Raw genomic sequence first — 13,283 nt, 5'->3', positions numbered from 1 at the left:
AATTTTCGATGCTAAATTCATTAGAACAAGTTCTTGATCCCTGTAAATAAATCGCCGAAGAAATCTCCAATGGCTCTAAGGAATAAACTGAACCAACCGGCTTTCTCCGCTTCTTCAGCAGTAATCAGATTAACTGTCTTCTGCTGAACATCAGACATGCCTTCAACTTGGTAGGAATAAGTAACCTTACCCACTTTAGCAGATTGTTCTATAGGAGCAACTAAGGTTGCTGGATCATTTATTTCAACAGTTGTTTTAATTTGAGGGGAGGTTGTTCCCTTAGGGACGATAAACGAAACAGCTTCATCCGTAACTACAGACACCTTTTTATTTTTCCCTTTAAGAACTGGCACGGTTTCGTTGCCGGCTAACACTGCTTTAGGGGCCACGACCTGTTTGATTTCAAAATTATTAAATCCGAAATCAAGTACTTTCTTCGTCTCTGTAAAACGGTGTGGCTCTGTATTAGCCCCCATTACTACACTTATCAGACGCATGCCATCACGTACAGCTGTACCTGCAAAACAATATTTTGCTCTAGCGGTATGGCCTGTTTTCAAACCATCCAATCCCTCATAAGCATAAGCCTTAAAATTCTGGATACTCTTGTTAGCTTCCAACATCCAGTTAAAGTTAATCATTGGTGCGGTATCACGTTCACGGAACTTGTACGACTGAACCGTTGTAAATCTATTAAAATCAGGATGATCAGTAACGATATATTTGGCAAGAATAGCAGCATCCATCGCTGACATTACGTTTTCTTTCTTATCAGTTGAGCGGAACTTCTTAGGCATGTCAGCTTTGTCTAATCCAGTAGAATTAACAAAATAGGCAGTTTTCATCCCCATCTTCTGGGCAGTCTGATTCATTAGCTCTACGAATTCCAATTCTGATCCGGAAACTAGTTCTGCCAAAGCTACTGTAGCATCATTTGCAGATCCGACAGCCATTGCTATATACAGCTCTTCAACCGTATGCTCGTCATTTTCCGCTAGAAAAATACGTGATCCAACCTGTTTAGACGCATTTTCCCCTACTATGACTTTTTGATCCCATGAAAGCTGTCCAGTCTTCACCGCTTCTGCTACAAGATACTCTGTCATCATCTTAGTCATACTAGCTGGAGGCAAAGCCTCATCTGCATTCATAGATAAAAGAATTTCACCTGTTGTTGGTTCTATTAGAACCGCTGATTTCAAATTTAGACCCAGTGATTCCACAGAAGGGATCTTTACTGCTTTCTGAGTCGTCTGAGTTGCAGTACCAGCTTGTATTGTCGTTGTCGTACCTTCCTCAGCGAATGCCGGAAGTGGAGTGGAAACTAACATATTTAAAAGTAGACCTACTGTGACTGTCTTAATCATAAATTGCTTACCGTTAAATTTCTGTTTGTGCTTCAATGATTACTACTCTCCTTTAAACCTCATATCAATAGCTTGTTCTATTCTAACACAGGGGTACACGCAAAAAAAGACAGACAGGACGAAATAGTCCTGTCTGTCCAAAAAATAGTCTTTCTAGTCCATTACACGGAATAGTTTGGCGCTTCTTTCGTAATTTGCACATCATGTGGATGGCTTTCGCGAAGTCCGGCACTTGTGATGCGAATGAAAGAAGTGTCATTCCGAAGTTCTTCGAGTGACTTGGTCCCACAGTAGCCCATACCCGAACGCAGTCCGCCAATCAATTGATGAACGGTATCCGAAAGAGGCCCTTTAAAAGCGATACGACCCTCAATTCCTTCAGGAACAAGCTTCTTATCGTCATCCTGGAAATAACGATCCTTACTACCTTGTTTCATGGCACTCATACTGCCCATACCACGATATACTTTAAATTTACGGCCTTGATAAAGCTCCGATTCTCCTGGGCTTTCTTCTGTACCCGCAAACATACTTCCCATCATTACTGCATGAGCACCAGCGGCAATAGCCTTAGTGATTTCACCGGAGTACTTGATTCCACCGTCAGCGATGATAGGAACTCCGTACTCACGAGCAACCGTTGCACAATCATAAATGGCTGTAACCTGCGGAACACCGATACCAGCGATAACTCGTGTTGTACAGATAGATCCAGGTCCAATACCTACTTTAACTACAGAAGCTCCAGCTTCAATAAGTTCACGGGTTGCTTCACCTGTAGCCACGTTACCAGCAACAATCGTAAGATCAGGATACAACTCACGAATTTGGCGAACCGCTTCAATAATATTAATGTGGTGACCATGTGCAGAATCGACGACGATCAAATCCACACCTGATTTCACTAACGCTGCAGTACGCTCGAATGTATCTTTAGAGATACCAACAGCTGCTCCAACCAGTAAGCGACCCTGTGCATCTTTCGCTCCGTTAGGGAACTGAATCGCCTTCTCAATATCTTTAATTGTGATTAGGCCCTTAAGAACGTTATTCTCGTCCACCAGCGGCAATTTCTCAATTTTATGACGTTGTAAGATGCCTTCTGCTTCTTGAAGTGTCGTACCTACAGCAGCAGTCACGAGATTCTCATGTGTCATAACTTCTTTGATTGGAATATTAAAGTCATGAATAAAACGTAAATCTCTATTAGTTAGAATACCGACCAGTTTGTTGTCACTGTCTACAATCGGTACTCCGGAAATACGATATTTACCCATCAGCAGTTCAGCATCGGATACCAGATGTTCTGCTGAAAGAGAGAATGGGTTAGTAATAACTCCGCTCTCAGAACGTTTTACACGATCCACTTCTTCCGCTTGCTGCTCTACAGGCATATTCTTGTGAATAATCCCGATACCACCCTCACGAGCAATAGCAATGGCCATAGCCGCTTCTGTGACTGTGTCCATACCTGCACTCATAAGCGGGATGTTCAACTTCACATTCTTACTTAGAACTGTAGTCAAATCTACTTCCTTCGGCAGTACCTCAGATTTACGCGGAACCAGCAGCACATCATCAAAAGTCAGACCTTCTTTACCAAACTTATCTTTCCACACCTGGGTCATTCCTCCTCGGTTGTTTTTAAATTATACCCGCCTACAAACTTTATAAAAGAAGAACCTTCGACTTTAAGTCCATTCACGACAGACAACTCTGTACATCTGGAAGTTGAACAAGTTCATATCTTCAATTTAGGTTTGAGATGCTTATCCAAAAATATATTATTGCCATCTTAGCAAAGGGCATTTGGACTGTCAAGAACATTACATCATCAGAGTAGGTATTCAAAAAACGACTCACGCGTAAGCGAATTATTGGACTATTGTCCGCCCTGAGTGGACATTTAGTGGTGAAATTATACAATCCACCATACCCATCACCAATGCTTACACCTATCTCTAATGTAGTATCTCAAAATAAACCCTAATGAATTCTTCAATAATACAACAAAAAGACCACTGTCGATTACTCAACAGTGGTCTTGCGTGCTTGGCAACGTCCTACTCTCCCAGGACCCTTCGGTCCAAGTACCATCGGCGCTGGAGGGCTTAACGGTCGTGTTCGGGATGGGTACGCGTGGAACCCCTCCGCTATCGCCACCAAACATGCGTCTGTGAAACAGACGCTGCCGCGTGAAATTTCGTTCATCACCAGAAGTGAGAATGAATTTCTAAGCGTGTTACAGGCTTGATGCCTGAAAACTGAATCCGAATTGAATTTGCGTTTTAAGTATAGGATAAGCCCTCGACCGATTAGTATTGGTCAGCTCCATGCATTACTGCACTTCCACCTCCAACCTATCTACCTCGTCGTCTTCAAGGGGTCTTACTAATTGGGAAATCTCATCTTGAGGGGGGCTTCACGCTTAGATGCTTTCAGCGCTTATCCCGTCCGTACGTAGCTACCCAGCCATGCTTCTGGCGAAACAACTGGTGCACCAGCGGTACGTCCATCCCGGTCCTCTCGTACTAAGGACAGCTCCTCTCAAATTTCCTGCGCCCACGACAGATAGGGACCGAACTGTCTCACGACGTTCTGAACCCAGCTCGCGTACCGCTTTAATGGGCGAACAGCCCAACCCTTGGGACCTACTTCAGCCCCAGGATGCGATGAGCCGACATCGAGGTGCCAAACCTCCCCGTCGATGTGGACTCTTGGGGGAGATAAGCCTGTTATCCCCAGGGTAGCTTTTATCCGTTGAGCGATGGCCCTTCCATGCGGTACCACCGGATCACTAAGTCCGACTTTCGTCCCTGCTCGACTTGTAGGTCTCGCAGTCAAGCTCCCTTATGCCTTTGCACTCTTCGAATGATTTCCAACCATTCTGAGGGAACCTTGGAACGCCTCCGTTACTCTTTAGGAGGCGACCGCCCCAGTCAAACTGCCCGCCTGACACGGTCCCCGTACCCGGTAAGGGTACTAGGTTAGAACCTAGATACGATCAGGGTGGTATCCCAACGGCGCCTCCACCGAAGCTTGCGCTCCGATTTCTACGGCTCCCACCTATCCTGTACAGATCGTACCCAAATTCAATATCAAGCTGCAGTAAAGCTCCATGGGGTCTTTCCGTCTTGTCGCGGGTAACCTGCATCTTCACAGGTATTAAAATTTCACCGGATCTCTCGTTGAGACAGCGCCCAAGTCGTTACGCCATTCGTGCGGGTCAGAATTTACCTGACAAGGAATTTCGCTACCTTAGGACCGTTATAGTTACGGCCGCCGTTTACTGGGGCTTCGGTTCATAGCTTCGGGTTACCCCTAACCACTCCCCTTAACCTTCCAGCACCGGGCAGGCGTCAGCCCGTATACTTCGCCTTGCGGCTTCGCACAGACCTGTGTTTTTGCTAAACAGTCGCTTGGGCCTTTTCACTGCGGCCCCCTCGTGCTATTCACACTACCGGGGCACCCCTTCTCCCGAAGTTACGGGGTCATTTTGCCGAGTTCCTTAACGAGAGTTCTTCCGCGCGCCTTAGAATTCTCTTCTCGCCTACCTGTGTCGGTTTGCGGTACGGGCACCTTCTCCTGGCTAGAGGCTTTTCTTGGCAGTGTGAGATCATGACCTTCGCTACTGTAATTTTCGCTCCCCATCACAGCCCAGCCTTAATGATGTGCGGATTTGCCTACACACCAGCCTCACTGCTTAGACGGACATATCCATCAGTCCGCGTCACTACCCTCCTGCGTCACCCCATCGCTCATAGCGGATTACGGTGGTACAGTAATTTCAAACTGTTGTCCTTCGACTACGCCTTTCGGCCTCGCCTTAGGTCCCGACTTACCCTGAGCGGACGAGCCTTCCTCAGGAAACCTTGGGCTTTCGGCGGATCAGATTCTCACTGATCTTTTCGTTACTCATACCGGCATTCTCACTTGTATGCTGTCCAGCGCTCCTTACGGTACACCTTCAACCCACATACAACGCTCCCCTACCCCAGATACATACGTATCTAGCCATAGCTTCGGTGGTGTGTTTAGCCCCGTTACATTTTCGGCGCAGAGTCACTCGACCAGTGAGCTATTACGCACTCTTTCAATGGTGGCTGCTTCTAAGCCAACATCCTGGTTGTCTGTGCAACTCCACATCCTTTCCCACTTAACACACACTTGGGGACCTTAGCTGATGGTCTGGGCTGTTTCCCTTTTGACAATGGATCTTAGCACTCACTGTCTGACTCCCGGCAATAAGTATATGGCATTCGGAGTTTGACTGAGCTTGGTAATCCTTGCGGACCCCGCACCCAATCAGTGCTCTACCTCCACTACTCTTATACCGAGGCTAGCCCTAAAGCTATTTCGGGGAGAACCAGCTATCTCCGAGTTCGATTGGAATTTCTCCGCTACCCCCACCTCATCCCCGCATTTTTCAACATGCGTGGGTTCGGGCCTCCAGTGCGTGTTACCGCACCTTCACCCTGGACAGGGGTAGATCACACGGTTTCGGGTCTACGTCCACATACTAAATCGCCCTATTCAGACTCGCTTTCGCTGCGGCTCCGTCTTCTCGACTTAACCTTGCATGTTAAACGTAACTCGCCGGTTCATTCTACAAAAGGCACGCCATCACCCATTAATAGGGCTCTGACTTTTTGTAAGCACACGGTTTCAGGTTCTATTTCACTCCCCTTCCGGGGTGCTTTTCACCTTTCCCTCACGGTACTGTTTCACTATCGGTCGCCAGGTAGTATTTAGCCTTAGCAGATGGTCCTGCTGGATTCATACGGGGTTTCACGTGCCCCGCACTACTCGGGATCCGTCTCGGAGAGAACACAGTTTAGGCTACAGGGCTTTTACCTCTATCGCGGGCCTTTCCAGACCTCTTCGCCTACCATATTCCTTTGTAACTCCATGTGAGACGTCCCACAACCCCTAAGAGCAAGCTCTTAGGTTTAGGCTGTTCCGCGTTCGCTCGCCGCTACTGACGGAATCACTATTGTTTTCTCTTCCTCAGGGTACTTAGATGTTTCAGTTCCCCTGGTCTGCCTCTACATCTCCTATGTGTTCAGAGATGAGTAACTGCGAATTACCACAGCTGGGTTTCCCCATTCGGACACCCCCGGATCAAAGCTTGCTTACAGCTCCCCGAGGCAGTTTCGTTGTTCGCCACGTCCTTCGTCGGCTCCTGGCGCCTAGGCATCCTCCGTGTGCTCTTATTAGCTTAACCTTGATTTTTCCTAAGAAAAATCTCACTAATAACATTTACTTGTTTGCACAAGTTGCTAAAAGATGTTCTAAAACGCAAATTCGTTTCGGTATCCAGTTTTCAAGGATCAAGTCTTACTGAGAGCTTAAACTCTCAAAACTGAGCAACGAGTGAGTTGTGGAAGCTTAGCTTCCGATTTGAATGTCTTCATTGCAGAAGACGATTCTCCATAGAAAGGAGGTGATCCAGCCGCACCTTCCGATACGGCTACCTTGTTACGACTTCACCCCAATCATCTACCCCACCTTCGGCGGCTGGCTCCCTTGCGGGTTACCCCACCGACTTCGGGTGTTGTAAACTCTCGTGGTGTGACGGGCGGTGTGTACAAGACCCGGGAACGTATTCACCGCGGCATGCTGATCCGCGATTACTAGCAATTCCGACTTCATGCAGGCGAGTTGCAGCCTGCAATCCGAACTGAGACCGGCTTTGATGGGATTGGCTTCACCTCGCGGTTTCGCTTCCCGTTGTACCGGCCATTGTAGTACGTGTGTAGCCCAGGTCATAAGGGGCATGATGATTTGACGTCATCCCCACCTTCCTCCGGTTTGTCACCGGCAGTCACTCTAGAGTGCCCAGCCTTACCTGCTGGCAACTAAAGTTAAGGGTTGCGCTCGTTGCGGGACTTAACCCAACATCTCACGACACGAGCTGACGACAACCATGCACCACCTGTCTCCTCTGTCCCGAAGGCCGCCACTATCTCTAGTGGATTCAGAGGGATGTCAAGACCTGGTAAGGTTCTTCGCGTTGCTTCGAATTAAACCACATACTCCACTGCTTGTGCGGGTCCCCGTCAATTCCTTTGAGTTTCAGTCTTGCGACCGTACTCCCCAGGCGGAGTGCTTACTGTGTTAACTTCGGCACCAAGGGTATCGAAACCCCTAACACCTAGCACTCATCGTTTACGGCGTGGACTACCAGGGTATCTAATCCTGTTTGCTCCCCACGCTTTCGCGCCTCAGCGTCAGTTACAGCCCAGAAAGTCGCCTTCGCCACTGGTGTTCCTCCACATATCTACGCATTTCACCGCTACACGTGGAATTCCACTTTCCTCTTCTGTACTCAAGTCACCCAGTTTCCAGTGCGACCTCAGGTTGAGCCCAAGGTTTAAACACCAGACTTAAATGACCGCCTGCGCGCGCTTTACGCCCAATAATTCCGGACAACGCTTGCCCCCTACGTATTACCGCGGCTGCTGGCACGTAGTTAGCCGGGGCTTTCTTCTCAGGTACCGTCACTCCGATAGCAGTTACTCTACCGGACGTTCTTCCCTGGCAACAGAGCTTTACGATCCGAAAACCTTCATCACTCACGCGGCGTTGCTCCGTCAGACTTTCGTCCATTGCGGAAGATTCCCTACTGCTGCCTCCCGTAGGAGTCTGGGCCGTGTCTCAGTCCCAGTGTGGCCGTTCACCCTCTCAGGTCGGCTACGCATCGTCGCCTTGGTGGGCCGTTACCCCACCAACTAGCTAATGCGCCGCAGGCCCATCCCTCAGTGACAGATTGCTCCGTCTTTCATTCTTCCTTCAGGAGAAAAAAGAAATTATCCGGTATTAGCTACCGTTTCCGGTAGTTATCCCAGTCTAAGGGGCAGGTTGCCTACGTGTTACTCACCCGTCCGCCGCTAAGTTACTTTGAAAGCAAGCTTTCAAAGTAACTCCGCTCGACTTGCATGTATTAGGCACGCCGCCAGCGTTCGTCCTGAGCCAGGATCAAACTCTCCAATTAGTATTGAAAAGAGCGATATGCTCATTTTGAAACATCTGACGAGAAAATTAATTCTCTAATTTTGGATTTCACTTTCGTGATTTCCTACTCACTCGTTGTTCAGTTTTCAAAGATCAAGTTCTCGTTGGCGCCGTTTAATGTCTCAGCAGCAACTCTTATACTATATCATGTTCGGCTATTTAATGTCAAGCTCTTTTTTCAACTTCTTTTTCGAGCTCGGCATGTGTATTTCTTGGCCGGACTTAGAATATATCATGTATAGAGATTCATTGCAATACTTTTTTTCAAACAATTAGTATTAAGCTATATATCCTTATAACGATACCAGAATCTTTACCTTCTGATCAACAGTAGCCAAGGAGAACCGCCGCTAGACAGCTCCCCTGTGCTCATTGTTGTATTAATACTATTCGTTTGTACGGTTGCGCATATGCGGGAATAGCAGTACGTCACGAATAGATGCAGAATTGGTAAGCAACATGATCAAACGGTCTACACCGATTCCCAGTCCACCTGTAGGAGGCATACCATATTCCAAAGCACGGATAAAGTCATCGTCCATTTCATGGGCTTCGTCATTACCTTGCTCTTTCTCCTGGATTTGCGCTTCAAAGCGTTGACGCTGGTCGATCGGATCATTCAATTCACTAAATGCATTCGCATGTTCACGACCCACAATAAACAATTCAAAACGATCGGTGAAGCGTGGATCCTCATCGTTTTTCTTCGCGAGTGGTGAGATTTCAACCGGATGTCCCATTACAAAGGTAGGCTGAATCAGAGTTTCCTCTACAAATTGCTCGAAGAAAGCATTAAGGATATGACCGAAAGACATGTGCTTCTCTACAGGTACACGGTGCTCTTTTGCCAGAGCCTGTGCTTCCTCATCTGTCATATGAACACTGAAATCAACACCGGTTACTTCTTTAACGGCATCAACCATAGTTACACGACGCCATCCTGGTGACAGATCTACCGGCTTGCCTTGATAGTCGACCTGTTGAGTTCCTAATACCTCTTGGGCAATATGAGCGATCATATTCTCCGTAAGGTTCATGATGTCCTTGTAATCAGCATAAGCTTCATACAGCTCAATCATAGTAAACTCAGGATTGTGACGAGTCGAAATTCCTTCATTACGGTATACACGACCGATTTCGTATACTTTTTCCAGTCCACCAACAATAAGACGTTTCAAATGAAGCTCAATAGCAATACGCATATAAAGCTGCATTTCAAGCGTGTTGTGGTAAGTAATGAACGGACGCGCTGCAGCTCCACCGGCAATCGCATGAAGTGTAGGTGTCTCAACTTCAAGATAGCCAAGTGAATCCAAATAACGACGCATAGATTGAATGATTCTTGAACGAGCAATAAAGGTCTGTTGAACTTCCGGATTAATAATCAAATCAACATAGCGCTGACGGTAACGCAGCTCTACATCTTTAAGACCATGATATTTCTCAGGAAGCGGCAACAAGGACTTGGACAAGACTTCGAGATTATGCACTTTGATGGAGGTCTCGCCTGTTTTGGTTTTGAATACTGTTCCGCGAACGCCGATGATGTCTCCTAGATCGAGAACATTGAACGCTGCGTATTGCGTTTCAGGAATGCTGTCTTGACGAACATAAAGCTGAATTCTTCCACTGAGATCTTGGATGTGCGCAAAACTGGCTTTACCCATAACACGTTTTGCCATAATGCGACCCGCTATGCTGACTTCAACAGATAGCTCGTCCAATTCTTCTTTAGAAAGTCCATCATACTTCGATACTAGGTCGCCAGCGTTAGCTGTACGCTCATACTTTTTGCCGAAAGGATCGATACCAAGTCCTCTTAGCTCGTCCAATTTGGCACGGCGGATTTGCAAAAGCTCACTAAGTTCGTTCTCTGCATTCTCCACATTATTCATTTCCTCGGTCATGCTATTCATCCCCTTGCAGATATAAATCCCTTATATTTTGAAAAAAAGCTTCCCTAAGGAAGCTTTCCCAAACAATGTTCCCTTATCTGCCTGCATACAAGAAAACTACTTATACATTCGGCAGCACATCTATTTACAGACTATAAGATCTGTACACTACTTCATTCTGATATCGAGAATTTTATATTGAATAACGCCTGCAGGTGTATTAACGTCAACAATCGTGCCTATTTTCTTGCCGATGATGGCTTTGCCTACTGGACTTTCGTTGGAGATCTTATTATTCAGTGGATCGGACTCCGCTGTACCTACGATCGTGTATTCCATAGTGTCACCATATTCCAAATCTTCAACACTTACAGTAACACCGATACTTACCACATCAGTAACGATCTCGTCGCTATTAATGATGCGCGCGTTGCGAAGCATCTTCTCCAAGGTGATAACGCGTCCTTCGATAAAAGCCTGCTCATTCTTCGCGTCTTCATACTCCGAGTTCTCACTGATATCTCCGTAGCCAATCGCTACCTTAATCCGTTCAGCAACCTCGCGGCGTTTCACAGATTTGAGGAATTCCAGCTCATCTTCCAGACGCTTTAGCCCGTCCGGCGTAAGGATGACTTCTTTATCGCTCATCTCAACCGATTCTCCTGTCGTATACATTTATTGAAAACACCATACTATATGCTAATCTAGGAGGATAAGAACCCTCCCTGCTGCATTGCTCTTACTGTAACGGCGATTTTATACTGTGAAATTATATTGGAACCGCTACAAAATGTCAATGACACCACATATAAAGTGGGATGTGTTCAAAAAGCGTAAGGAAAACAACGTTTATACTGCGGAAGCAGACATTTCATTACCCTTATTCTCTTCTTCATGCTTTAGCTGGACGACAAAATCATTCAAAATCTTCACCATTCCATCACGTTCTGTCTCTAACATGAGCACATCCTTTACTCGTGCAGCAGACTTCAGGCCTTTTAAATACCAAGCCATATGCTTACGCATATCCCGAACGGCTACTGCTTCTCCCTTAAGTGCAACCAGCCGATCCATATGAAGAATGGCAACCTTAATCTTCTCATCCAATCCAGGTTCAGGCATCAGTTCCCCGGTGCTTAAATACTGAATCGTACGGTACAGCATCCATGGGTTACCTAGCGCACCACGCCCGATCATCACGCCATCACAACCGGTCTGATCAAGCATAGCCCTAGCATCTTCAGGTGTATTGACATCACCATTGCCGATAACCGGAATGGAGACCGCTTCTTTTGCCATCTTGATATAATTCCAATCTGCACGCCCCGTGTAGAGTTGCTCCCGTGTTCGTCCATGTACACTGACAGCCTTGCCACCGGCACGTTCTACTGCACGTGCATTATCTTCGACAAAAATATGCTCGCTATCCCAGCCAATCCGCATTTTCACGGTTACGGGTTTATCGACAACATCGACAACCGCAGAGACCATTTCATAGATTTTGTCGGGATTCAAAAGCCAGCGGGCTCCTGCATCACATTTAGTTACTTTAGGCACTGGGCATCCCATATTGATATCGATAATATCAGCATTGGTTTCTTTATCAACCACTTTAGCTGCCTGCACCAGTGATTCTCTATCCCCGCCAAAAATCTGCAAACTAAGCGGTTTCTCCCGTTCATCCACGAACAACATTTCGCGAGTACGAGTATTTCCGTGAATAATAGCCTTGTCGCTCACCATTTCCGCACAGACTAAACCTGTTCCAAACTCTTTAGCGATTAGACGAAAGGCCGGATTGCACACCCCAGCCATAGGTGCCAGAACAACTTGATTTTTCATCTCAATGTCGCCAATCTTCAGCATTCGTATCACTTCCATTATTCCTATTTGAATTGCTTAAAAATTATGAGTCAGGGTTCACCAACTCTTCGGTTGTAACCCCTAGTACATTCGCAATTTTATCTAAAATTTGATCTTCCAAACGTCTATTGCCCCTCTCGACTGCGCCAAGCACAGCCAAGGAAATTCCAGTGAGATCCGCAAGTTCCTGTTGAGTATAGCCTTTTAGCTTGCGGAATGCCCTGACCCTCCGTCCCATACGCTTGTTGTCCACAACCGAATTCCTTCCTTCCCGTCTATGTCTTGAAGCGCTGCTGTAATCAACTTGCGGAGTCCGGAAGACTGTTCATTCTGTGGAACGATATCACTGAGCGGAAGCATTACAAATGCACGCTCAAACATACGCGGATGCGGTAACGTTAAATGCGGAGTATCAAGTGTCTGGCCCTCTACCCACAATAAATCTAGATCTACCGTTCTCGGTCCATAGCGAATATCCCGGATACGACCCAGCTGCGTTTCGATCCCCAGCATTACTTCCAGCAAGGTCTCTGGCGCAAGCGTCGTGCGCAAAGCTGCTGCCATATTAAGAAACTGCGGCTGATCTAAATAACCTACTGGCTCTGTCTCGTAGACTTTGGAGCAGCGAACTACCGATATTTCATCATGATTATTCAGTCTGTTCAAAGCCTCTGACAGCGTGCCTTCACGGTCGCCCAAATTAGCCCCTAAAGCAATATAAGCCTCTGATTCTTCAGAGGTGGAATGTATATTCATGGACTTTGTTCTCACTTTCTAGTTCTGCGCAGCTCCACAGTCACTCCCTGAAAATGAATGTCGAATGGCGGATGCGGTTTAGTTACCTTTACCGTTACTGCATTGATAACAGTATAAGTGTCCAGTACGGAGGATGCAATATATTCTGCCAGAGCCTCAATTAACTTAAAGGACTTTATTTCGACAATGTTTTTGACCAGTTCATGCACTTCAGCATAGTTTACGGTTTGGTTCAAATCATCGTTCTGGCCCGCTCCCTGTAGATCAAGTTCCAGCTCCAAATCAATGTAAAAACGTTGGCCCAGCTTACGCTCTTCTTCAAACACACCATGATATCCGTAATATTCCATTCGATGCAGTGTCATTTTATCCATCTTTAAACCCGCCC

Annotated in this window: 8 protein-coding genes and 3 rRNA genes; all 11 read right to left on the bottom strand. The window is 46.7% G+C overall.

What is annotated here, in order from left to right:
* Positions 1–20: 20 nt before the first annotated feature.
* The 11 genes from MHI27_RS00450 to folB all read right to left on the bottom strand — a co-directional run bounded on the left by MHI27_RS00450 (position 21) and on the right by folB (position 13,269).
* Positions 21–1,367: a D-alanyl-D-alanine carboxypeptidase family protein gene (locus MHI27_RS00450; RefSeq protein WP_340975067.1), complete on the bottom strand. Its 1,347-nt coding sequence runs from the start codon at positions 1,365–1,367 to the stop codon at positions 21–23.
* A gap of 161 nt (positions 1,368–1,528) precedes the next feature.
* On the bottom strand, positions 1,529–2,986 hold the full coding sequence (gene guaB / locus MHI27_RS00445; protein ID WP_149647701.1) for an IMP dehydrogenase: 1,458 nt from the start codon (positions 2,984–2,986) through the stop codon (positions 1,529–1,531).
* A gap of 431 nt (positions 2,987–3,417) precedes the next feature.
* Positions 3,418–3,534 (bottom strand): 5S ribosomal RNA (gene rrf / locus MHI27_RS00440).
* A 128-nt stretch (positions 3,535–3,662) separates the two neighbouring features.
* Positions 3,663–6,591 (bottom strand): 23S ribosomal RNA (locus tag MHI27_RS00435).
* 212 nt (positions 6,592–6,803) lie between these two features.
* Positions 6,804–8,361, bottom strand: a 16S ribosomal RNA gene (locus MHI27_RS00430).
* The 16S, 23S and 5S rRNA genes sit together here, the layout of an rRNA operon.
* 406 nt (positions 8,362–8,767) lie before the next feature.
* The gene (gene lysS / locus MHI27_RS00425) at positions 8,768–10,288 is read right to left on the bottom strand and encodes a lysine--tRNA ligase (RefSeq protein WP_179085871.1); all 1,521 of its coding nucleotides are present in this window, start codon (positions 10,286–10,288) and stop codon (positions 8,768–8,770) included.
* 156 nt (positions 10,289–10,444) lie between these two features.
* Entirely contained in the window at positions 10,445–10,924 is a 480-nt protein-coding gene (greA, locus tag MHI27_RS00420; protein WP_042183910.1) for a transcription elongation factor GreA, read from the bottom strand.
* A 201-nt stretch (positions 10,925–11,125) separates the two neighbouring features.
* Positions 11,126–12,142: a tRNA dihydrouridine synthase DusB gene (dusB, locus tag MHI27_RS00415; RefSeq protein ID WP_042183908.1), complete on the bottom strand. Its 1,017-nt coding sequence runs from the start codon at positions 12,140–12,142 to the stop codon at positions 11,126–11,128.
* A gap of 40 nt (positions 12,143–12,182) precedes the next feature.
* A complete protein-coding gene (locus MHI27_RS00410; protein ID WP_234540301.1) occupies positions 12,183–12,377 on the bottom strand; it encodes a helix-turn-helix domain-containing protein in 195 nt (64 codons plus the stop codon).
* A complete protein-coding gene (gene folK / locus MHI27_RS00405; RefSeq protein WP_076286864.1) occupies positions 12,344–12,895 on the bottom strand; it encodes a 2-amino-4-hydroxy-6-hydroxymethyldihydropteridine diphosphokinase in 552 nt (183 codons plus the stop codon). The genes MHI27_RS00410 and folK overlap by 34 nt, the downstream gene beginning before the upstream one ends.
* An 11-nt stretch (positions 12,896–12,906) precedes the next feature.
* Positions 12,907–13,269, bottom strand: coding sequence for a dihydroneopterin aldolase (folB, locus tag MHI27_RS00400; RefSeq protein WP_042183904.1), 363 nt, complete (start codon positions 13,267–13,269; stop codon positions 12,907–12,909).
* Positions 13,270–13,283: the final 14 nt, after the last annotated feature.

Origin of the sequence: Paenibacillus sp. FSL H8-0261 (assembly GCF_045040645.1) — a bacterium.
In the GTDB taxonomy this organism is placed as follows: Bacteria; Bacillota; Bacilli; order Paenibacillales; family Paenibacillaceae; genus Paenibacillus_AQ.
The sequence above is the reverse complement of the archived record's forward strand: the minus strand, read 5'-3'. Positions and strand labels throughout refer to the sequence as shown.